The sequence below is a fragment of the Paracoccus salsus genome (genome assembly GCF_021556615.1).
GTDB classification, from domain to species: domain Bacteria; phylum Pseudomonadota; class Alphaproteobacteria; order Rhodobacterales; family Rhodobacteraceae; genus Paracoccus; species Paracoccus salsus.
This window is the reverse complement of the sequence record NZ_JAKGGD010000004.1, coordinates 257,024-278,975: the sequence shown is the minus strand read 5'-3', so window position 1 is coordinate 278,975 and position 21,952 is coordinate 257,024. Positions and strand designations below refer to the sequence as shown.

General features: G+C 66.2%; 23 protein-coding genes. 10 read left to right on the top strand and 13 right to left on the bottom strand.

All coding sequences use genetic code 11. The annotated features are described in order from the left end of the window. Positions 1 to 77: 77 nt before the first annotated feature. The 3 genes from L1965_RS10555 to glyS are packed head-to-tail and all read left to right on the top strand — an operon-like array spanning position 78 to position 3,828. Positions 78 to 1,001: a glycine--tRNA ligase subunit alpha gene (locus L1965_RS10555; protein ID WP_235756392.1), complete on the top strand. Its 924-nt coding sequence runs from the start codon at positions 78 to 80 to the stop codon at positions 999 to 1,001. Continuing rightward, positions 998 to 1,477 carry a DUF6446 family protein gene (locus L1965_RS10550; protein ID WP_235756391.1) on the top strand — a complete coding sequence of 160 codons (480 nt, stop codon included), beginning with the start codon at positions 998 to 1,000 and terminating at the stop codon, positions 1,475 to 1,477. Before L1965_RS10555 ends, L1965_RS10550 begins: the two co-directional genes overlap by 4 nt. Further along, the gene (gene glyS / locus L1965_RS10545; RefSeq protein WP_235756390.1) at positions 1,477 to 3,828 is read left to right on the top strand and encodes a glycine--tRNA ligase subunit beta; all 2,352 of its coding nucleotides are present in this window, start codon (positions 1,477 to 1,479) and stop codon (positions 3,826 to 3,828) included. The genes L1965_RS10550 and glyS overlap by 1 nt, the downstream gene beginning before the upstream one ends. Before the next feature lie 106 nt (positions 3,829 to 3,934). On the opposite strand, the gene L1965_RS10540 is transcribed toward glyS, so the two are convergent. The 13 genes from L1965_RS10540 to L1965_RS10480 are packed head-to-tail and all read right to left on the bottom strand — an operon-like array spanning position 3,935 to position 12,433. Then, positions 3,935 to 4,714 carry a succinate dehydrogenase iron-sulfur subunit gene (locus L1965_RS10540; RefSeq protein WP_235756389.1) on the bottom strand — a complete coding sequence of 260 codons (780 nt, stop codon included), beginning with the start codon at positions 4,712 to 4,714 and terminating at the stop codon, positions 3,935 to 3,937. 12 nt (positions 4,715 to 4,726) lie between these two features. Next, positions 4,727 to 5,572 carry a hypothetical protein gene (locus L1965_RS10535; protein ID WP_235756388.1) on the bottom strand — a complete coding sequence of 282 codons (846 nt, stop codon included), beginning with the start codon at positions 5,570 to 5,572 and terminating at the stop codon, positions 4,727 to 4,729. Between the two features lie 5 nt (positions 5,573 to 5,577). Then, the gene (locus L1965_RS10530) at positions 5,578 to 5,898 is read right to left on the bottom strand and encodes a hypothetical protein (protein ID WP_235756387.1); all 321 of its coding nucleotides are present in this window, start codon (positions 5,896 to 5,898) and stop codon (positions 5,578 to 5,580) included. A 4-nt stretch (positions 5,899 to 5,902) separates the two neighbouring features. Beyond that, positions 5,903 to 6,277, bottom strand: a complete 375-nt coding sequence (locus tag L1965_RS10525; protein ID WP_235756386.1) for a hypothetical protein — start codon at positions 6,275 to 6,277, stop codon at positions 5,903 to 5,905. Beyond that, entirely contained in the window at positions 6,277 to 8,079 is a 1,803-nt protein-coding gene (sdhA, locus tag L1965_RS10520) for a succinate dehydrogenase flavoprotein subunit (protein WP_235756385.1), read from the bottom strand. The genes L1965_RS10525 and sdhA overlap by 1 nt, the downstream gene beginning before the upstream one ends. Positions 8,080 to 8,086: 7 nt before the next feature. Continuing rightward, positions 8,087 to 8,473: a succinate dehydrogenase, hydrophobic membrane anchor protein gene (locus L1965_RS10515; protein ID WP_235756384.1), complete on the bottom strand. Its 387-nt coding sequence runs from the start codon at positions 8,471 to 8,473 to the stop codon at positions 8,087 to 8,089. 15 nt (positions 8,474 to 8,488) lie between these two features. Beyond that, complete coding sequence (sdhC, locus tag L1965_RS10510) at positions 8,489 to 8,881, bottom strand: succinate dehydrogenase, cytochrome b556 subunit (protein WP_235756383.1); 393 nt, start codon at positions 8,879 to 8,881, stop codon at positions 8,489 to 8,491. 22 nt (positions 8,882 to 8,903) lie between these two features. Further along, on the bottom strand, positions 8,904 to 9,170 hold the full coding sequence (locus L1965_RS10505; protein ID WP_235756382.1) for a hypothetical protein: 267 nt from the start codon (positions 9,168 to 9,170) through the stop codon (positions 8,904 to 8,906). Next, complete coding sequence (locus L1965_RS10500; RefSeq protein ID WP_235756381.1) at positions 9,167 to 9,730, bottom strand: P-loop NTPase family protein; 564 nt, start codon at positions 9,728 to 9,730, stop codon at positions 9,167 to 9,169. Before L1965_RS10500 ends, L1965_RS10505 begins: the two co-directional genes overlap by 4 nt. A gap of 4 nt (positions 9,731 to 9,734) precedes the next feature. Further along, on the bottom strand, positions 9,735 to 10,769 hold the full coding sequence (locus L1965_RS10495; RefSeq protein WP_235756380.1) for a MaoC family dehydratase: 1,035 nt from the start codon (positions 10,767 to 10,769) through the stop codon (positions 9,735 to 9,737). Positions 10,770 to 10,778: 9 nt separating this feature from the next. Next, complete coding sequence (locus L1965_RS10490; protein WP_235756379.1) at positions 10,779 to 10,985, bottom strand: DUF1737 domain-containing protein; 207 nt, start codon at positions 10,983 to 10,985, stop codon at positions 10,779 to 10,781. 2 nt (positions 10,986 to 10,987) lie between these two features. After that, positions 10,988 to 11,539 carry an NnrU family protein gene (locus L1965_RS10485; protein WP_235756378.1) on the bottom strand — a complete coding sequence of 184 codons (552 nt, stop codon included), beginning with the start codon at positions 11,537 to 11,539 and terminating at the stop codon, positions 10,988 to 10,990. A gap of 42 nt (positions 11,540 to 11,581) precedes the next feature. After that, the gene (locus tag L1965_RS10480; protein ID WP_235756377.1) at positions 11,582 to 12,433 is read right to left on the bottom strand and encodes an HpcH/HpaI aldolase/citrate lyase family protein; all 852 of its coding nucleotides are present in this window, start codon (positions 12,431 to 12,433) and stop codon (positions 11,582 to 11,584) included. Positions 12,434 to 12,715: 282 nt separating this feature from the next. Between L1965_RS10480 and mdh the strand changes: the two genes are divergently transcribed. From mdh to odhB, 7 genes are all read left to right on the top strand, one after another. After that, positions 12,716 to 13,678: a malate dehydrogenase gene (gene mdh / locus L1965_RS10475; RefSeq protein ID WP_235756376.1), complete on the top strand. Its 963-nt coding sequence runs from the start codon at positions 12,716 to 12,718 to the stop codon at positions 13,676 to 13,678. A 338-nt stretch (positions 13,679 to 14,016) separates the two neighbouring features. Then, positions 14,017 to 15,210 carry an ADP-forming succinate--CoA ligase subunit beta gene (gene sucC / locus L1965_RS10470; protein ID WP_235756375.1) on the top strand — a complete coding sequence of 398 codons (1,194 nt, stop codon included), beginning with the start codon at positions 14,017 to 14,019 and terminating at the stop codon, positions 15,208 to 15,210. A gap of 4 nt (positions 15,211 to 15,214) precedes the next feature. Further along, positions 15,215 to 16,099, top strand: a complete 885-nt coding sequence (gene sucD / locus L1965_RS10465) for a succinate--CoA ligase subunit alpha (RefSeq protein WP_235756374.1) — start codon at positions 15,215 to 15,217, stop codon at positions 16,097 to 16,099. Between the two features lie 121 nt (positions 16,100 to 16,220). Next, positions 16,221 to 16,568, top strand: a complete 348-nt coding sequence (locus tag L1965_RS10460) for a hypothetical protein (RefSeq protein ID WP_235756373.1) — start codon at positions 16,221 to 16,223, stop codon at positions 16,566 to 16,568. A 13-nt stretch (positions 16,569 to 16,581) separates the two neighbouring features. Beyond that, complete coding sequence (locus tag L1965_RS10455; RefSeq protein WP_235756372.1) at positions 16,582 to 17,085, top strand: hypothetical protein; 504 nt, start codon at positions 16,582 to 16,584, stop codon at positions 17,083 to 17,085. Between the two features lie 116 nt (positions 17,086 to 17,201). Further along, entirely contained in the window at positions 17,202 to 20,168 is a 2,967-nt protein-coding gene (locus L1965_RS10450) for a 2-oxoglutarate dehydrogenase E1 component (RefSeq protein ID WP_235756371.1), read from the top strand. A 4-nt stretch (positions 20,169 to 20,172) separates the two neighbouring features. After that, positions 20,173 to 21,798, top strand: a complete 1,626-nt coding sequence (odhB, locus tag L1965_RS10445) for a 2-oxoglutarate dehydrogenase complex dihydrolipoyllysine-residue succinyltransferase (RefSeq protein WP_235756370.1) — start codon at positions 20,173 to 20,175, stop codon at positions 21,796 to 21,798. Positions 21,799 to 21,952 lie beyond the last annotated feature (154 nt).

Genomic DNA, 21,952 nt, shown 5'->3' with positions numbered 1-21,952 from the left:
GCCCTTCATTGACCCTGTCCCACACCGCGCCTAGAAGGCGCCAAAGCTCTGCCTGATCTACGCAAAAGGATGGCCCGATGACCAGCCCCAACAGACCCCGCAGCTTTCAGGAGGTGATCCTGCGCCTGCAGACCTACTGGGCGCGACAGGGCTGCGTGATCCTGCAACCCTATGACATGGAGGTGGGTGCCGGCACGTTCCACCCGGCCACCACGCTGCGCGCGCTTGGCCGCAAAAGCTGGGCTGCGGCCTTTGTCCAGCCCTCGCGTCGCCCGACCGATGGCCGCTACGGCGAGAATCCCAACCGCCTTCAGCACTACTACCAGTATCAGGTCATCATCAAGCCCAGCCCCCCGGACCTTCAGGACCTGTATCTGGGCAGCCTGCGCGCCATCGGCCTCGATCCGATGGTCCACGACGTGCGCTTTGTCGAGGACGATTGGGAAAGCCCCACCCTCGGCGCCTGGGGCCTTGGGTGGGAGGTCTGGTGCGATGGCATGGAAGTCAGCCAGTTCACCTATTTCCAGCAGGTCGGCGGGCATGACTGCCGCCCCGTGTCGGGCGAGTTGACCTATGGGCTCGAACGGCTGGCGATGTATGTCCTTGGCGTCGAACATGTCATGGACATGCCCTTCAACGATCCCGACAGCCCCATCGCGCTCAGCTATGGCGACGTGTTTCGCCAGACCGAGCAGGAATACTCGCGCTGGAACTTCGATCAGGCCGACACCGACACCCTGTTCCGGCATTTCAAGGACGCCGAGGCCGAATGCGCCCGCATCCTGGGCGCCGACCGCACCGACAGCGCCGGACGCACCATCCCCATGGCCCACCCGGCCTATGACCAGGCGATCAAGGCCAGCCACCTCTTCAACCTGCTGGACGCGCGCGGCGTCATCAGCGTGACCGAACGCCAGGCCTATATCGGTCGGGTCCGGGCGCTGGCCAAGGGTTGCGCGGACCTTTTCCTGACCACGGACGCCGCAGGAGAATCCGCGTGAACAAGGGCAAGATCGCCGTCGCCTCGCTGCTGCTGGCGACCCTCGCGGCCGGTTTCGGGGTCTGGTACGCACAGGAGTACGGCTTCTACGACCGGATCGACGCCGCCGATCCGGCGGCGACCGTCGTGGTCCAGACCGAAACCGGCCCGCAACCGCTGACCAGCATCGGGTTCGAGGGGATCGACGCGGACAGTTCGCCCATCCGCTGGCGCGCCTGTTTCCGTCTCGAAGACCCGTTGCCGGACGATGCGCTGCCCTTCGAGGCCCCGACCCCGCTGATCGGGCCGGACTGGTTCGACTGCTTCGATGCCGTCCGGATCGGCGCCGATCTGGAACGCGGCGCGGCGCGCGCGTTTCTCAGCCAGGCCGAGATCCGCCCGGATGTGGACCGCGTGCTGGCCGTCTATCCCGACGGTCGCGTCTATGGCTGGCACCAATTCAACGACAAGACCCCGGAACGCGGAGTGATGGACTGATGCCCGATTTGCTGATCGAACTCTTTTCCGAGGAAATCCCCGCCCGCATGCAGGCGCGCGCGCGCGAGGACCTGAAGCGTCTGATGACCGAGGGCCTGGTTCAGTCCGGGCTGACCTATGCCAGCGCCGGCGCCTTCTCGACCCCTCGCCGCCTGACCCTGACGGTCGAAGGGCTGACCGCCCACAGCCCCACCACGCGCGAGGAACGCAAGGGCCCGCGCCTCGATGCCCCCGAAAAGGCGCTGGAGGGGTTCCTGCGCGCGACCGGCCTGACCCGCGACCGGCTCGAGGCCCGCGACGACCGGAAGGGGCAGGTCTGGTTCGCCACCATCGAGAAACCCGGACGCCCCGCCGCCGACATCGTGGCCGAGGTGCTGGACGGCGTGATCCGCGACTTCCCGTGGCCGAAATCCATGCGCTGGGGCACGCAAAGCAAAACGACGGGCAGCCTGCGCTGGGTCCGCCCGCTGCATGCCATCCTGTGCATCCTGACCGACGAGGCGGGCGCCGAGATCGTGCCCCTGACCGTTGACGGGATCACGGCGGGCAACACGACGCGCGGCCATCGCTTCATGGCCCCCGACGCCTTCACGGTAACCGGCTTCGAGGATTACGCCTCGAAACTGCGCCGCGCCCGCGTGATGCTGGACCCGGCCGAGCGCGAAGCCCAGATCCGCAGCCAGGCCGAGAACCTGGCCTTCGCGCGCGGCTGGCAGATCGTCCCCGACGATGCGCTGCTGACCGAGGTCGCGGGCCTCGTCGAATGGCCCGTCCCCCTGATGGGCGTGATCGAGGAACGTTTTCTGGACCTGCCGCCCGAAGTGCTGCAGACCTCGATGAAGGAACACCAGAAATTCTTCTCGGCCAGGAACCCGAAAACCGGCCGGATCGAGGGCTTCGTCACCGTCGCCAATATCGACACGGCCGATGACGGCGCGACGATCCTGGCGGGCAACCAGCGCGTCCTGGCCGCCCGCCTGTCCGACGCGGCCTTCTTCTGGGAAAACGACCTGCGCGAGGCGAAAGCGGGCATGAAGGCCTGGGCCGAGGGCCTGAAATCCGTGACCTTCCACAACAAGCTGGGCAGCCAGGCCGACCGCATCGCCCGCATCGCCGCCCTGGCCCGCGAGATCGCTCCCCTCGTCGGCGCGGACCCCGATCAGGCCGAACGCGCCGCCCGCATCGCCAAGCTGGACCTCCGCTCGGCCATGGTCGGCGAATTCCCCGAACTGCAAGGCATCATGGGCCGCTACTACGCGCTGGAGGCCGGAGAGCCCGAGGCCGTCGCCGACACCGCCCGCGACCACTATTCCCCGCTGGGTCCGTCCGATGCAGTCCCGACAGCGCCGGTCTCCGTCGCCGTTGCGCTGGCCGACAAGATCGACACGCTGACCGGGTTCTGGGTGATCGACGAGAAGCCGACCGGCTCGAAAGATCCCTTTGCGCTGCGGCGAGCGGCGTTGGGTGTTATTCGGTTGCTGCTGGAGGGCAAAATTAGCCTGGACTTACAGTCGCGCTTCAAAAGCGGCTTGACGAATGTGTTCTCGGATCGCGCATCGGCGAGCGAATTACTATACCTCGACTACTACGAAAGAGACGATGACGGGCAGCTTTTGACTGTCGAAAGCTGGAAAGAGTTCATTCGGTCACCGAGTTATGAGGAAGTAAGCGAAGGTCGCTATGATCCGCATGACCGGATCATTTTGAACCCGTCCGAATGTAAGCAGATCATTTCAGATCATCATATTGCTTGGGTTGAAGATGTAGATACGGTTGAAGGCTACGTGGTCAGTGAAGACAAAATCATCCGCCTTGACGATATAAGCTGGAACCTCCTCTCCTTCCTCCACGATCGCCTCAAGGTCCATCTCCGCGATCAGGGCATCCGCCATGACATCATCGACGCGGTGCTGGCGCAGGAGGGCAATGACGACCTCTTGCAAGTGGTGGCCCGCGCCACCGCGCTGAACGCCATGCTGGCCACCGAGGATGGAAGGAACCTCACCCAGGGCCTCAAGCGCGCCTCCAACATCCTGGCCCAGGCCGAGGAGAAGGACGGCGTCGAATACAGCTTCGGCGCGGACGTGAAATTCGCGGACACCGACGCGGAACGCGCCCTCTTCGCCGCGCTCGACACCGCCGAACCCGCCATCGGACAGGCCATCGCGACCGAGGATTTCCCTGCCGCCATGTCCGCCATCGCCGGTCTGCGCGGGCCCATCGACGCCTTCTTCGAGGCGGTGCAGGTCAACAGCGACAACCAGATCCTGCGCCGCAACCGCCTGAACCTGCTCAGCCGCATCCGCGACGCCGGCCGCCAGATCGCCGACTTCACCCGGATCGAGGGCTGACGGAAAAGGGGCAGGCCAACGGCCCGCCCCTGCTTTGGTCCTGACCTATCCCGGGGGTCCGGGGGCAGCGCCCCCGGCCGTCGCGGGACGCAAGGCCCGGTCGCGTTCAGACCATCCGATCGACCATCATGTGCTTGATCGAGGCGATCGCCTTCGCGGGGTTCAGCCCCTTCGGGCAGGTATTGGTGCAGTTCATGATCGTGTGGCAGCGATACAGCTTGAACGGGTCTTCCAACTCGTCCAGCCGCTCGCCGGTGGCCTCGTCGCGGCTGTCGATGATCCAGCGATAGGCATGCAGCAGCGCGGCCGGGCCAAGATAGCGGTCGCCGTTCCACCAGTAGGACGGGCAGGCCGTCGAGCAGCACGCGCACAGGATGCACTCATACAGCCCGTCCAGCTTCTTGCGGTCCTCGATCGACTGCTTCCACTCCTTGCCGGGCGTGGGCGACTTGGTGACCAGATAGGGGTTCACGCTGGCATGCTGTGCATAGAAATGCGTCAGGTCCGGGATCAGGTCCTTGACCACGGGCATATGCGGCAGCGGATAGATCGCGATGTCGCCCGGCACCTCGTCGATGCCATAGATGCAGGCCAGATGGTTGCCGCCGCCGATGACCATCGCGCAGGATCCGCAGATCCCCTCGCGGCACGAGCGGCGGAAGGAGAGCGTCGGGTCGATCTCGCTCTTGATCTTGATCAGCGCGTCCAGCACCATCGGACCGCATTTGTCCAGGTCCACGAAATACGTGTCGAGACGCGGGTTCTCGCCCGTGTCCGGGTCCCAGCGATAGATCTGGAATTTCTTCACATTGGTCGCGCCTTCCGGCTTGGGCCAGGTCTTGCCGACCCGGATCTGGCTGTTCTTGGGCAGGGTGAGCTGGACCATGGGTGGCTCCTTTCAGGAAGTGCCTTCGGACGGCGTGTCCGTCGTGAAAAGATGCTGCGCGCGGGCGACCATGTCGGACACCTTGCGCCGCGCATGCGGATGAATCGCCAGGCCGTTCAGCCGGCGCAGGAATTCGGTCGAGGACGGGCTTAGGCGCTCGTTCGCAGGACCGTCGAGCGGAAGAAGCCTGTCGATCTCGGCCCCGCTCAGCCCGGCATGGCGCAGCAGCTGCCGGCCCGGACGGGCATGATCGGCCTCGTCCTCGAGGCGAAAGCGCGTCACGCGCCCCGCGCCAAGAGCGGCCGTCATGCGGCCGTAGAGGTCGTCCCAGCCGGGAAGGTCCCCGGTCTCGGACAGGAAGGCGGCGTAGTCGCGCGGATAACCCTCGCTGCGGACCGCCTGCGCCCAGACACTGGCTCGCCAGATGTCCATGTCGCGCGTGTAATAGACGAACTCAACCTCGAAACCCTTCGCGGCCTTCAGCACCAGCCGCGCAATGTCCGGCAGCACCGGGTAAAGCCGCGTCTCTCCGTCCTTGCCGGGCATGGAACCGGCGACGTTCTCGTGGCTGAGAATGGCTGGCAGACCATTGGCCGGCAGCGTTTCCAGCACATCCTCAAGCGCGACCCGCAGCGCGATGGCGCCGTCTTCACAGGGGCTGCGGCTATAGGCCAGCGCCGCGCGCCCCAGAGGCCGCATCGGGGTGCCTTCCTGCGGCGTGCGCACGACAAGCCGATCGGCCAGGCCGGCGGCATTGCGCTGCAGGTGGCGCTGAATCGCGGTGCTGGCGGTCTTGTGCACCCCCAGGTGGACGATCAGCCTGCGCCCCTTGCGTCCTGCCGCCGCCTTTCCACCCATCGCGCTCACCCCCGCCAGCCAGGCTGGTCGTACAGCGCCCGTGTCGGGAACTGACCCGAGCGGCGGACGACGCAGCGGTTGAACACCTCCGAAGGATCACGCCCGGCCATGTAGTCCGACGAGATGGCGACATTGATCTGCCCGATCGAGCGCAGGTTGCCGTCACCGTCCGTGCCGATCCCGATGCGCGCGTCCCCGCGCGGGCGGCTGGCAAGCTCGGCGTCGCGCAGGCAGCTTGCCTCGGCCTGTGCGACCGGAACGGGTCCGCAGGCCGAGACGGCCGCAGCAAGCGACAGCAGGCTCAACAGGATGGCGCCCGCCCGCATGGGTTCAGGTCGACCGCGCGGCGCCGGCAATGCACTGCGTGGTCGCCGGACGCGAGACGATCGCCGCGACGCTGTCGGCCGTGCCGGTGGCGCCCGAGCGCGACATCTGCGCGATGTCGATCAGTTCGGCCGTCGTCGCATTGGACATGATGCAATCGGTATAGGCGGTCACGTTCGCGCCGGGCAGGCGCTTCTGCATCTCGGCGTTGATGACGGTCCGGGCCTGCGCGCGCGAGGCCGCGTCCAGCACGGTCGGTGCCGGGGCGGTCATGACGGGCGCGGTCGGCATCGGCATCGGGCCGGCGGTCGGCAGCGGGGCCACACAGCCCGCCAGTGTCAGGGCGGCGGCACCGAAGGCCGCGGTCAGTTTGAAACGCATCAGTATACCCTCTTTTTCGGAGCAATCTTGTTCAGGTCGATCCCGCCTTCCTCGGCCGTGGTCAGCGGCTTCAGGTGGACAGGGCGATAGGTCAGTTTAACCTCTTTCCCATCGACCCATGCAAGCGAGTGCTTGCGCCAGTTGGCGTCATCCCGCTCGGGCCAGTCCTCGTGGGCATGGGCGCCACGGCTTTCCTTGCGAGCCTCGGCGCCGACGATCGTCGCCAGCGCGTTCGGCATGAGGTTGGTCAGTTCCAGCGTCTCCATCAGGTCGGTGTTCCAGATCAGCCCACGGTCGGTGACGTTCAGATCGTCCAGCTTGGCGGCGATCGACTCCATCTTCTCGACGCCTTCGGCCAGCGTCTTGTCGGTGCGGAAGACCGCGGCATCCTGCTGCATCGTGCGCTGCATCTGGTCGCGCAGCGCCGCCGTCGGCGTGCCGCCGCTGGCATTGCGAAGACGGTCAAAGCGATCCAGCGCCTTGTCCACCTGCGCCGGATCGGCGGTCGGTATGGCGCCTTCGCGATCGACCACCTGCCCGGCGCGGATCGCCGCCGCGCGTCCGAACACCACAAGGTCGATCAGGCTGTTCGATCCCAGCCGGTTGGCGCCGTGCACGCTGGCGCAACCGGCCTCGCCGACCGCCATCAGGCCGGGGAAGATCGCGTCCGGGGCGTTCTCGGTCGGGTTCAGGACCTCGCCCCAGTAATTCGTCGGGATCCCGCCCATGTTGTAATGGACGGTCGGCAGGATCGGGATCGGTTCCTTCGTGACGTCGACCCCGGCGAAGATCTTCGCCGATTCGCTGATCCCCGGCAGCCGCTCATGCAGCGCCTCGGGCGGCAGATGCATCAGGTTCAGGAACATGTGGTCCTTCTGCTCGCCCACGCCCCGGCCCTCGCGAATCTCGATGGTGATGCAGCGGCTGACCACGTCGCGGCTGGCGAGGTCCTTGTAGGTCGGCGCGTAACGCTCCATGAAGCGCTCGCCCTCGCTGTTGGTCAGGTAGCCGCCCTCGCCGCGCGCGCCCTCGGTGATCAGGCAGCCTGATCCGTAGATGCCGGTCGGGTGGAACTGCACGAATTCCATGTCCTGCAACGGCAGGCCGGCGCGGGCCACCATCCCGCCGCCATCGCCGGTGCAGGTATGGGCGCTGGTCGCGCTGAAATAGGCGCGGCCATAGCCGCCTGTCGCCAGCACCACCATCTTGGCGTTGAAGACGTGCATCGTGCCGTCATCCAGCTTCCAGCAGACGACGCCGGTGCAGCGTCCGTCGGAGACGATCAGGTCAAGCGCGAAATACTCGATGAAGAATTCCGCGTTGTTCTTCAGCGACTGGCCATACAGCGTGTGCAGGATGGCGTGGCCGGTCCGGTCGGCCGCCGCGCAGGTGCGCTGCACCGGGGGGCCTTCGCCGAATTCGGTGGTGTGGCCGCCGAACGGGCGCTGATAGATCCTGCCATCCTCGGTGCGCGAGAAGGGAACGCCGTAATGTTCCAGCTCGTAGACCGCCTTGGGCGCCTCGCGGGCCAGGTATTCCATCGCGTCGGTATCGCCCAGCCAGTCCGAGCCCTTGACGGTGTCGTACATGTGCCACTGCCAGTTGTCGGGCCCCATGTTCGACAGCGAGGCGGCGATCCCGCCCTGCGCGGCGACGGTGTGCGACCGGGTCGGAAAGACCTTGGTCACGCAGGCCGTCCGCAGCCCCTGTTCCGCCATCCCCAGCGTCGCACGAAGCCCTGCGCCACCGGCGCCCACCACGACGACATCGTAATCATGCGTCTGAATTTCGTAAGAAGCCATGTTTCCCTCAGATCGCAATGTTGATGAAGCTCATCTTCGCCAGCGCGAAGACCGCGGCGGCGATCACCGCCCAGCCGAAGATCACCGAGATGATGATCGCGCCCTTGCGCGCGGTGCCCCGGAAATAGTCGTCGATCATGATCCGGGTGCCCTTGATGAAATGGATCATGCCCACGATCACGAACAGCGCGGTGATGATGCCCGGATAGGGCCGGCCGAAATAGCCGATGACGGCTTCGCGCGGCAGGCCGATGGCGGTTCCGATGACCAGCAGGAAGGCCGGTGTCAGCAGGATCAGCGCGCAGGAGCTGACGGTCATGGCCCAGTGATGTTCGGTCCCGCTATGGGCGGCGCCCAGACCTTCGGCGACCTTCCGTGGGGTGATATAGCGCATGTCTTTGCCCTCGCCTCAGCCGATGAAGAACAGGATCAGGGAAATCAGGGTCATCACGCCCGAGCCGATGATGATCGCCCAGGACGATTTCCGGGACTCGTCGATCTCGAGGCCGATCCCGGCGTCGTAAAACAGGTGCCGGATGCCGGCCAGCGCGTGATACCACAGCGCCCAGGCCGACGCGGTCAGGATCAGGAAGCCCAGCCAGGACCGCACCACCCAGTCGGCGGTCGCGAAGGCCCGCGGGCCGCTGACGGCACCGAGCAGCCACCAGACGATCAGCAGGATGCCCGCGACCAGCGCGTGCCCCGTGACGCGCGTCAGGATCGAGGTCACCGCCGCCACCGGCAGCTTGTAGACCTGAAGATGGGGGGAAAGCGGCCGGTTACCCCGGTTCACGTCGGCCATGGTGCGGCCCTCCTTTGTCGGTTCAAGCTCGACCCGTCGCAGGCTTTCGGCTGGCCTCGCGGGCTGGCGATTGGCGCATCTTCTGTCGGCTTTTGTATTGGCTGTCATCCGCATATACCAGACCCCCGGACGAAAAGTCGCGGAATCCGCACTTTGTGATCACGCCCACGCCGCGCGTGATCACAAGATGGCCGGCCGCGCGCCGGGCGAAGGCATACTTCGGCATGCCGAACCCCGGATCGAGCCGGAGGCCCGCAATCGCCGCGCGCGCTGACAGGGAAACGCTCATCGCGGCGGGATCAGTCCGGCGCCTTGCCCGGCCGGCCGGCAGCCCTGCACGAAGTCGCGGATCTCGGCGGCGCCTTGCAGATGCACGACGCGCAGATGCGCGGGCGGCGCGTCGGTCACGCGGCGCACCGCCTGCCGCCCCGTCTCGGCCGTGCGCCAGACGAAGCGCAGGAAGTTAAGCGTCTGGCGGCCCAGAATTTCGGGGCATCCCGCGGGAAGGTCGGGGCGCGTCCGGCCGTGAAAACGCAGCGATCGCCACAAGACCCGCCGCACCCTCAGGCCGACGGGCAGATCCAGCCACACAAGCATCTCGGCTCTGGCCGCGCGGGCCTGGTAGGTCCGCGAATGGCCACCCTCGAAAATCCACTGGTCGCGCGCGTGGATGTCTTTCGTCAGCATGTCCTTCTCCAGCGGATCGCGCGGCGTCCAGCCGGGCAGCCAGTGGATGTGGTCCATGTGGAAGACCGGCAATCCGCTGATCCGACCCAGCCGGCGCGCGATCCAGGACTTGCCCGCTCCGGGCCCGCCGACGATCATGATTCGCTGGACAGCCCGCGCCACCGACCTAGACCGGCATCAACGCCCAGCAATCGAGGTCCAGCAGGACCTCTGGCGCGTATCGTCCATCGGCGTCCTTCAGCGTGAAGGCCGCGCTGTCACCCTTGGTCGCGACCAGCCGCAGGCGGATTGCGCCGACGCCCGGCGCGTCCGTGTCGGCCTTGTCCAGCACCTCGGACCAGGCCCGGACGGTGTCGCCGGCGAAACAGGGATTGGCGTGCGCGCCGGCGTTCAGCGCGACGATCATCTGCGCGTTGGCGAGGCCGTTGAAGGACAGCGCACGCGCCATGCTGATGACATGGCCACCATAGATCAGACGCCTGCCGTCATCGCGGTTGGTGGCATCGAAATGCACCTTGGCGGTGTTCTGCCACAGCCGCGTGGCCAGCATATGCTCCGCCTCCTCGATGGTGACGCCGTCGACATGGTCGATCTTCTCGCCCACCGCGTAGTCGCCCCAGCGATGCGGTTCGCCAGCAAGGTCAAAGTCATAGTCCGAAAAGCTCAGCCCCTCGGGGATCACCAGATCGGCGGGCGCGACGCTGTTCGACAGGTCGGGAACCACCGTCTCGGGGGCGGGCGCTGCGGCATCGCGCTTGCGGACCATCACCCAGCGCACATAGTCCAGCACCGGTTCGTCCAGCTGGTTCAGCCCCCTTGTGCGGACCCAGACCACGCCGGACTTGCCGTTGCTGTTCTGCCTCAGCCCGATCACCTCGGATTCCGAACGCAACGTGTCACCCGGCCAGACCGGCCTGAGCCAGCGGCCCTCGGCATAGCCCAGATTGGCGATGGCGTTCAGGCTGACATCCGGCACCGTCTTGCCGAAAACGACGTGAAAGCCGATCAGGTCGTCCATCGGGCTGCCGTCCAGCCCGCAGGAGGCGGCGAACTCGTCGCTGGAATACAGCGCGTGGCGGGCCGGATACAGCGCGTGATACAGGGCGCGTTCCCCCTCGGCCACGGTGCGCGGGACGGCATGGCGGATCACCTGACCCAGCGCGTAGTCCTCGAAGAAGCGGCCCGGATTGGTCTTGGTCATCGTGACCCCTTATTGCTGGCCCAGTTTCATGTCGGGATGGTATTCGCCGTCGATCTCCTTGGTGACCGCCTGCGCCAGCCGCATCACGCCCTTGACCGGATCGAAGGCCATGGACGCTGCGCCATGCAGCGCCCAGCCCTGGGACAAGGCGGCACTGACCCGGTGGCAGAACCGTGGCGTGTCGTCCTCGGTGATGCAGCGATAGATCAGCGCCATGGCTAGCCGCCGAAGGGCCACGGCCCGATCCAGCCATGGATCAGCCCGACCACCAGCGTGACGATGACCGCGCCGGCGGCGGCCATCGCTTCCTTGCGGGCCGGGAACGGGCCGGCGGGCGGGGTCCAGCCGGGCACGGCGCGGTTGATGACGACGATCTCGACCTGCGCCCAGATCAGCAGGCCGCCGAACAGGATCAGGCCGGGCAGGTCGCCATTGACCATCAGATGCGCGAAGGCCCACAGGGAAAAGCCGATCAGTTGCGGATGCCGGGTCGTCGCCGTCACGCGGGTCTTCATGCCGCTGGCGGCGTAGAGATAGAAGCCGATCAGCACCAGCAGGTTGTTGATCCCCACCAGCGCCGGCGACGGCCCCCACCAGAACGGCCCGTCGGCGATCTTGTAGCCCCAGGTCATCAGGATGACCGACAGGATCAGCGCGGCGGCGACAAGCCCCTTGCCCCTGTCACCCATTTCAGCCCGCTTCGCGGGCGCGACGCGCTTGAAGAGATGCGCGGCCCACCACAGGGCGACGCCGAGGATCAGGATCAGCATCTGGATACCTTCCGCTGGATTTGAATTGCGCCCACCCTGCCCTTATCCGGCCATCGCCGCAATCGCCGCCGATCGGTCAAGCGTCTTCCGGGCGGTCTCGACATGCAGGTTCTCGACGATCTTGCCGTCCACCACCGCGACACCCTTGCCCTCGGCGGTCGCCTGCTCGAAGGCCTCGATCTGACGGCGGGCCAGGTCGACCTCGGCCTCGGTCGGGGCGAAGCACTCGTTGGCCACGGCAAGCTGCGCCGGATGGATCAGCGTCTTGCCGTCAAAGCCCATGTCGCGGCCCTGTTCGCATTCGGCGCGCAGGCCCTCGTCATCCTTGAAGGCGTTGAACACGCCATCCACGATCACCTTGCCATGCGCCTTCGCGGCCAGCAGGCACAGACCCAGGCCGGCCTGCATCGGCAGGCGGTCCGCGCGGAACCGGCTGTTCAGTTCCTTGGCCAGATCGTTGGTGCCCATCACCAGCCCCTCCAGCCGGGGATGCGCGGCGATGCCGGCGGCATTCAGCATCCCCAGCGGCGTCTCCATCATCGCCCAGAGCGGCGTGTCGGGGATCAACGTGGCCACCCGGTCCAGGTCGGCCGCGGCATCGACCTTGGGGATCAGCACCGCATCGGCACGGCGGCCCAGTGTCTCGGCGCAGAACCGCGCATCGTCGCGGCCCCAGTCGCTGGCCAGCCCGTTGATCCGCACGATCCGTGCCCGCTGGCCATAATCCGCGGCCAGCGCCGCCGTCAGGGCATCGCGCGCGGCGGCCTTTTCGCCCGGCGCGACCGCATCCTCGAGATCGAAGATGATCGCATCCGCGGCCAGTCCGCGCGCCTTCTCCATGGCACGCGTATTGGCGGCGGGAATATAGAGAACGGACCTGTAAGGACGGGCCATGACAACCTCCGGCAATTTTCTTGCGCGAAACTGCCCAACCGCGTCAGAAATGGCAAGGGACTTTATGCCGCGGCGCGGCATCTCTCCACCGCCTGCACCGGCGGCATCCCCTGCGACAGCCGCCGCGGCCCGCTTTTGCGCGACGCGATCTGCCGCGCCCGCTGCCGCCTTGCGGCAGGTGTTAGGGCCATCAGCGCCGCGTCGCGGCGCCAGAGGCTTGCGATTCGTTTCGCGACCCCTTAACCACCGCGCAACAATCATCCCTGTAATCGGAGGTTACCCATGGCCCGACCCAAAATCGCACTGATCGGTGCGGGGCAGATCGGCGGCACGCTGGCACATCTGGCCGCGATGAAGGAACTGGGCGACGTCGTCCTGTTCGACATCGCCGAAGGCACGCCGCAGGGCAAGGCGCTGGACATCGCCGAATCCGGCCCGGCCGAAGGCTTCGATGCGACGCTGAAGGGCACCAACGATTACGCGGGCATCGCGGGAGCGGATGTGTGCATCGTCACCGCCGGCGTCCCGCGCAAGCCGGGGATGAGCCGCGACGACCTGCTGGGCATCAACCTCAAGGTCATGAAATCCGTGGGCGAGGGCATCGCCCAGCACGCCCCCGACGCCTTCGTGATCTGCATCACCAACCCCCTGGACGCGATGGTCTGGGCGCTGCAGAAATTCTCGGGCCTGCCGGCCGGCAAGGTCTGCGGCATGGCAGGCGTGCTGGACTCGGCCCGGTTCCGCCATTTCCTGTCGCTGGAATTCGACGTGTCCATGAAGGACGTCACCGCCTTCGTGCTGGGCGGGCATGGCGACACGATGGTGCCGCTGACCCGCTATTCGACCGTCGCGGGCATCCCGCTGCCGGATCTGGTCAAGATGGGCTGGACCACGCAGGACCGGCTGGATGCCATCGTGCAGCGCACCCGTGACGGCGGCGCCGAGATCGTCGGCCTGCTGAAGACCGGCAGCGCCTTCTATGCGCCCGCCACCAGCGCCATCGAGATGGCCGAGGCCTATCTGAAGGATCAGAAGCGTGTCCTGCCCTGCGCGGCCCATGTGGACGGCGCATACGGGCTGAAGGGCATGTATGTCGGCGTGCCGACCGTGATCGGCGCCGGCGGGGTCGAGAAGGTCATCGAGATCACGCTGGACAAGGATGAGCAGGCGATGCTCGACAAGTCGATCGACTCGGTCAAGGGCCTGGTCGAGGCCTGCAAGGGTATCGACAGCAGCCTCGCCTGATCCGCGCAACTCGCGATCGTCCGGACGGCGCGCCCTGACTGGCGCGCCGTGTGTCGTTCGGCGTTCCCCGCGGCATGGCGCGATATGGCCTCGCCCGACTTTTCCATGGCAATGCCGGCGTTTGCATGATTCTCCTGAACCGGACGCCCGCCGCCCGGCAAACCGAATCGCCCTGCTGGCGTTAACAGCGGCGCGATTGTGATCACGGATTTTCGGACTGTGATCACATTATGCGTCTTCCTGCCGGTTTTCGGCTCTTTGCCGGGAAAACGTTTCTAGGCTAGGACAGTCTGTGCCAATACAACGGCAAATCTGTCGAACCGAACAAGGGGGTCGGGATGAACATCCACGAATATCAGGCCAAGGCGCTGCTGCGTCAGTATGGCGCGCCGGTCAGCGATGGCAGGGTTGTGGTAAAGGCCGACGAGGCCAAGGCAGCCGCGGGCGAGATGGACGGCCCGCTTTGGGTCGTCAAGGCGCAGATCCATGCCGGTGGCCGCGGCAAGGGCCATTTCAAGGAAGCCGCGGCCGGCGAGAAGGGCGGCGTGCGGCTGGCCAAGTCGGTGGCCGAGGCCGAAGAGATGTCCCGGCAGATGCTGGGCCGCACCCTCGTGACCCACCAGACCGGCCCGGCCGGCAAGCAGGTCAACCGCATCTATATCGAGGATGGCAGCGACATCGCGCGCGAACTGTACCTGGCCCTGCTGGTCGATCGCCAGACCAGCCGCGTCAGCTTCGTCGCCTCGACCGAAGGTGGCATGGACATCGAGGAAGTCGCCGCGAAGACCCCCGAGAAGATCGTCAGCTTCAGCGTCGATCCGGCCTCGGGCCTGTCGGATTTCCATGGCCGCCGCGTCGCCTTCGCGCTGGGTCTTACCGGCGGTCAGGTCAAGCAATGCGTGGCGCTGGTCCGGAATCTGTATCGCATGTTCATCGAGAAGGACATGGAGATGCTGGAGATCAACCCGCTGATCGTCACCCCCGAGGGGCAGATCAAATGCCTCGACGCCAAGATGGGCTTCGACAACAACGCCCTCTATCGCCAGTCCGACATCATGGCGCTGCGCGACGAGACCGAGGAAGACAGCAAGGAGCTGGCCGCCTCGAAATTCGACCTGAACTACATCGCGCTGGACGGCGAGATCGGCTGCATGGTCAACGGCGCCGGTCTGGCGATGGCGACCATGGACATCATCAAGCTGTATGGCGCGGAACCGGCCAACTTCCTCGACGTCGGCGGCGGCGCGACCAAGGACAAGGTCACCGAGGCGTTCAAGATCATCACCAGCGATCCGAACGTCAAAGGTATCCTGGTCAACATCTTCGGCGGCATCATGCGCTGCGACATCATCGCGGAAGGCATCGTCGCCGCCGTGAAGGAGGTCGGCCTGCAGGTTCCACTGGTCGTGCGTCTGGAAGGCACCAATGTCGAGAAGGGCAAGGAGATCATCGCGGGTAGCGGTCTCAACGTGACCTCGGCCGACGATCTGTCGGATGCGGCCGAGAAGATTGTCAAAGCGGTGAAAGGATAACCCGATGGCCATTCTCGTCGACAAGAACACCAAAGTCATCTGCCAGGGGATCACCGGGTCCCAGGGCACCTTCCACACCGAACAGGCGATCGCCTATGGCACGCAAATGGTCGGCGGCGTCACGCCTGGCAAGGGCGGGATCGAACATCTGGACATGCCCGTGTTCAACAGCGTCCATGAGGCCGTTGCCAAGACCGGCGCCACCGCGACCGCGATCTATGTCCCGCCCCCCTTCGCGGCGGACTCGATCCTGGAAGCCATCGACGCGCAGATCCCGCTGATCGTGGCGATCACCGAGGGCATCCCGGTTCTGGACATGATGCGCGTGAAGCGCGCGCTGGAAGGCAGCGCCTCGCGCCTGATCGGCCCGAACTGCCCCGGCATCATGACGCCGGACGAATGCAAGATCGGCATCATGCCCGGCAGCATCTTCAAGCGCGGCAGCGTCGGCGTGGTATCACGCTCGGGCACGCTGACCTACGAGGCGGTCAAGCAGACCTCGGATGTCGGACTGGGCCAGTCCAGCGCCGTCGGCATCGGCGGCGACCCGATCAAGGGGATGGAACATATCGACGTGCTGGCGATGTTCCTCGACGACGACGAGACCGAGTCGATCATCATGATCGGCGAGATCGGCGGCTCGGCCGAGGAGGAGGCCGCCGAATTCCTGGCCCAGCAGAAGAAGAAGGGCAAATGGAAGCCCACGGCGGGTTTCATCGCTGGCCGCACCGCGCCTCCGGGCCGCCGCATGGGCCATGCCGGCGCGATCGTGTCGGGTGGCAAGGGCGATGCTGAATCGAAGATCGAAGCCATGAAGAAGGCCGGAATCGTGGTCGCCGAAAGCCCCGCGGGGCTTGGCGAGGCGGTTCTGAAAGCCATAAAGGGCTGATGATTTGACAGCCCGCGCCCCCCATCTGACTATGGGGCGCGGGACCACCCACCGTGCGAGGCAGGAATTGAGCCAGCATCAGCCCCAGCCAGGACCGGCCATTGCCGCGGCGTCACGCCCGGTGCCTGTCCGTTTCACGGTCGGACCGCTGTCGCTGGCCGCCCTGCTGACGCTGGCCGCCTGCGGCCAGCGATCCACCGACCTGATCCTGCCCGGCGGCATCCCGGCCCGCACCGACCTGCATCAGGCCAGCACCCTGCCCCCGGAATCCGTGCGCACAGTCGCGCGCCGCGATTACGGCTGGCGGTTGATCTATCACCCTGACCGTGCGCCGCCGAATGCCGGACAGGGCGCTGCCCGCGCGCTGTGCGGGCTGGAACGGCGGCCGGTCGCGCGGATCGAGAACATCCCGCGGCTCGACCCCTATTCCGACCCCGGCGCCGTCATCATCGATGTCTATTGTGGTTGATCGGATTCCAGACATGACCTTCAAGAAGAACACCCTCATGCACAGTCTGGCGCGCGGTCGCGCGGCGGCGGTCCTGGCCGTGCTGTCGCTGGCCGGCTGCGCGGTCGTGCCCGCACATCTTCAGACACCGGCGGCGCGATCGTCGGCCCCGGCGCCGGCCGCACGCGCGGCCACCGCACCGGCCGCCGTCCCTGCCCCGCGGCCGATCGAGATGCCCTTGCCCGCGGCTGCGCCTGCGGCATCCCAGCCCGAGGAACCCAAGCCCGCCGCGCCCGGCTTCTCGGGCCCGGTCGATGCCCGCACCGGCATGCGCCAGAACGCCGTCGTCGCGGTCACCGGCAATGCCGACCGGGGCTTCAGCGTGCTCTTCCGGCCCGACCGCACCGAACCCGCCAGCGTCGAGGGCGTCGCCGGACGCCTGTGCGGCGATGCCGGTGTCGCCAGTGCGCGCACCAACACGTCGGGCGGGTCCAGCGCCATGCCGGGCGTGAAGGTCATGGTCGTCAAATGCGGCTAGGCGGCGCGTTCTCCGCGGCGGCGGCCGCCATGCCCGCCTCGGCCGCCTTCCCGGCTCCATCCGGCTCGATCCCCGGCTACCGCTTCATCCGCTTTTCCTGACCTGTGAGGTCCACCATGAACGACCAACCCAAGAACACCGATTTCCACGACTCCTCGTTCCTTCAGGGCCACAACGCCGCCTGGGTCGAACAGCTTTACGGCCAGTGGGCGAAAGACCCGGAAGCGGTCGATCAGGCCTGGGATGAATTCTTTCGTGGTCTGGGCGATGCCGAGGCCGACGCGGTCCGCGAGGCCGAGGGTGCAAGCTGGAAACGCGCCGACTGGCCGCCGGCGCCGGTCGATGACACCACCGCCGCGCTGACCGGCGAATGGCCGCAATCCAGCAAGTCCGACGCCGACGCCGCGATCCGGAAGATCGCGCAGAAGGCCACCGAAAAGGGCGTCGAGCTGACCACCCAGCAGATGCGCCAGGCGGTGCTGGACAGTATCCGCGCGCTGATGCTGATCCGCGCCTTCCGGATCCGCGGCCATCTGCACGCCAATCTGGACCCGCTGGGGCTGCGCAGCGTTCCCGACCATGGCGAATTGCGGCCCTCGACCTACGGTTTCGAATCCGGCGATCTGGACCGTCCGATCTTCATCGACAACGTGCTGGGCCTCGAGATCGCCACGATCCGCCAGATCACCGATCTGATGAAACGCACCTATTGCGGCACCTTCGCGCTGCAATACATGCACATCTCGAACCCCGAGGAAGCCGCATGGCTGAAGGAGCGGATCGAGGGTTACGGCAAGGAAATCCAGTTCACCAAGACCGGCCGCCGCGCCATCCTGAACAAGCTGGTCGAGGCCGAGGGCTTCGAGAAGTTCCTGCACGTCAAGTATATGGGCACCAAGCGCTTCGGTCTTGATGGCGCCGAGGCGCTGATCCCGGCGATGGAACAGATCATCAAGCGCGGCGGCGCGCTGGGTGTTCAGGAGATCGTCTTCGGCATGCCCCACCGGGGCCGGCTGTCGGTGCTGGCCAATGTGCTGTCAAAGCCCTACCGCGCAATCTTTCACGAATTCCAGGGTGGCAGCTTCAAGCCCGAGGACGTGGACGGGTCAGGCGACGTGAAATACCATCTCGGCGCCAGTTCGGACCGTGAGTTCGACGGCAACACCGTGCATCTGTCGCTGACTGCCAATCCCAGTCATCTCGAGGCGGTCAATCCCGTCGTGCTGGGAAAGGTGCGCGCAAAACAGGACCAGATGAACGACCGGAAGGAACGGACCGCCTCGCTGCCCATCCTGCTGCATGGCGATGCGGCCTTCGCCGGACAGGGCGTGGTCGCCGAATGCCTGCAGCTGTCGGGCATTCGCGGCCACCGCACCGGCGGCACGATCCATATCGTCGTGAACAACCAGATCGGTTTCACCACCGCCCCGCATTTCAGCCGCACCTCGCCCTACCCGACCGATATCGCGCTGATGGTCGAGGCGCCGATCTTCCACGTCAACGGCGACGATCCCGAGGCGGTGGTGCACGCGGCTCGCGTCGCGATCGAATTCCGCCAGAAATTCCACAAGGACGTGGTTCTGGACATCTTCTGCTATCGCCGCTTCGGTCACAACGAAGGCGACGAGCCGATGTTCACCAACCCGGCGATGTACAACAGCATCAAGTCGCACAAGACGACGCTGCAATTGTATACCGAACGGCTGGTCGCTGACGGGCTGATCCCCGAGGGCGAGATCGAGGACATGAAGGCCGCCTTCCAGGCACATCTGAACGAAGAGTTCGACATCGGCAAGAACTTCAAGCCGAACAAGGCCGACTGGCTGGACGGGAAATGGTCCGGCTTCGAACGCGAGGGCGCCGAATACGTCGCCGGCGAGACCGGCGTCAGCCCCGAGGCGATGACCCGGATCGGACGCGCGCTCAGCAGCGTGCCCGACGGGGTGAACGTGCACAAGACCGTCACCCGGCTTCTTGAAGCCAAGCGCAAGATGTTCGAATCCGGCGAGGGCTTCGACTGGGCCACCGGCGAGGCGCTGGCCTTCGGTTCGCTTCTGCTCGAGGGCCACGGCGTTCGTCTGGCCGGTCAGGACAGTACGCGAGGCACGTTCAGCCAGCGCCATTCGGCGGTGATCGACCAGAAGACCGAGGACCGCTACTACCCGCTCAACAATATCGAAGAGGGTCAGGCCCGCTACGAGGTCATCGACTCGATGCTGTCGGAATACGCGGTGCTTGGTTTCGAATACGGCTATTCGCTGGCCGAGCCGAACACCCTGACGCTGTGGGAGGCCCAGTTCGGCGACTTCGCCAATGGCGCCCAGATCATGTTCGACCAGTTCATCTCGTCGGGCGAAAAGAAATGGCTGCGGATGTCCGGCCTTGTCATGCTGCTGCCGCACGGCTTCGAAGGCCAGGGTCCGGAACATTCCTCGGCCCGCCTCGAACGCTTTCTGCAGATGTGCGCCGAGGACAACTGGATCATCGCGAACTGCACGACGCCCGCGAACTATTTCCACATCCTGCGCCGGCAGATCCATCGCGGGTTTCGCAAGCCGCTGGTGATGATGACCCCGAAATCGCTGCTGCGCCACCCGCTGGCGGTCAGCAAGGCCGAGGAATTCCAGACCGGCTCGACCTTCCACCGGCTTCTGTGGGACGACGCGCAGCGTGGCAGTTCGCCGACCAAGCTGGTCGCGGATGGCAAGATCAAGCGCATCGTGATCTGCTCGGGCAAGGTCTATTTCGACCTGCTGAAGGCCCGCGACGAGGCCGGCATCACCGATGTCTACCTGCTGCGACTGGAGCAGTTCTATCCGTTCCCGGCGCAGGCGATGGTCAAGGAGCTGGGCCGCTTCAAGCAGGCCGAGGTGATCTGGTGCCAGGAAGAGCCCAAGAACCAGGGCGGCTGGACCTTTGTCGAACCCTATCTGGAATGGGTTCTGGAACGGCTGGGGTCAAAACACACCCGCCCCCGCTATGTCGGCCGCAACGCGGCGGCCTCGCCCGCGACCGGCCTCGCCTCGCGCCACAAGGCAGAACAAGAGGCGCTGGTGAACGAAGCGCTGAATATCGAAGGATGATCTGATGCCCACCGAAGTCCGCGTGCCCACTCTGGGCGAATCCGTTACCGAGGCGACCGTCGCGACCTGGTTCAAGAAGCCGGGCGATGCGGTCGAGGTCGATGAAATGCTGTGCGAGCTGGAAACCGACAAGGTCACCGTCGAGGTCCCCAGCCCGGCCGCCGGCGTGCTGGCCGAGATCGTGGCCGCCGAGGGCGAGACCGTCGCCCCCGACGCGCTGCTGGCCCAGATCGACGAGGCCGGCGCGAAAGCCGGCGGCAGCGCGCAGAAATCCGCGCCCGACAGCAAGGCCGAGGCCAAGGCCGACGGCAAGGCAGACAAACCGAAGGCCGAGGCAAAGGCCGACAAGACGAAGGCCGAGGACAAGGCCCAGAGTGCCCCGGAGGAAAAGAAGAAGATGAGCGGCAAATCCGTTGACGTCATGGTGCCGGCGCTGGGTGAAAGCGTGACCGAGGCGACCGTGGCGACCTGGTTCAAGAAGGTCGGCGACCAGGTCAGCGCCGACGAGATGCTGTGCGAACTGGAAACCGACAAGGTGTCGGTCGAGGTTCCGGCTCCGGCCTCGGGCGTGTTGGCCGAGATCGTGGCCGAGGAGGGCGCGACCGTCGATGCGAAGGCCAGGCTGGCGGTGATCTCCGAAGGCGCGACCGCCGATGAGTCTGCCGACGAGTCCTCCGACAGCCCCGAACCCGCCGCCCCCGAGGAAAAGGCAAAGGACGCCGGACCCGAGGAGATGAGGCTGCGCGAGGATGTCGAGGACGCGCCATCGGCGAAGAAGGCGATGGCCGAGAAGGGCGTGGACCGGGATCAGGTCACCGGCACCGGTCGCGATGGCCGGGTGATGAAAGAGGACGTCGCCAAGGCCGGGTCGGCCCCGAAGCCTGCGGCGCCCGCCGAGGCCCCCCGCGCGCCCTCGGCGCCCCAGGATGCGCAGCGCGAGGAACGGGTCAAGATGACCCGCCTGCGCCAGACCATCGCGCGCCGCCTGAAGGACGCCCAGAACACGGCGGCGATGCTGACCACCTATAACGAGGCCGACATGTCGGCCATCATGCAGCTTCGCAACGAATACAAGGATGTGTTCGAAAAGAAGCACAAGGTGAAGCTGGGCTTCATGTCCTTCTTCGTGAAGGCCTGCTGCCATGCGCTGAAGGAAGTGCCCGAGGTCAATGCCGAGATCGACGGCACCGACATCGTCTACAAGAACTATGTCAACATGGGCGTTGCCGTCGGCACGCCCTCGGGACTGGTCGTCCCGGTGGTCCGTGACGCCGACCAGAAGGGCTTCGCCGCGATCGAGAAGGAGATCGGCGACCTGGGCACCAAGGGCCGGGACGGCAAGCTGTCGATGGCCGAGATGCAGGGCGGCACGTTCACCATCTCGAATGGCGGCGTCTACGGCTCGCTGATGTCCAGCCCGATCCTGAACCCGCCGCAATCGGGTATCCTGGGCATGCACAAGATCCAGGAACGCCCGATGGTCGTCGGCGGCCAGATCGTCATCCGCCCGATGATGTATCTGGCGCTCAGCTACGACCACCGGGTCGTGGACGGCAAGGGCGCCGTGACCTTCCTGGTGCGGGTCAAGGAGGCGCTGGAGGATCCGCGCCGCCTGCTGATGGATCTCTGAGAAGGGCGGGTGCACTGCGCGCGGATCGAGGCCTGACATGCATCCCGGACGGCGTGCCCATGCCCGGTCATCGCTGGCCCGCCGAGGCGACCGGGCGGTCCGTGGTCGCCGGTCGCGCGAGGGTCCCGCGCGACCGCACCGAATGGACGTCTTG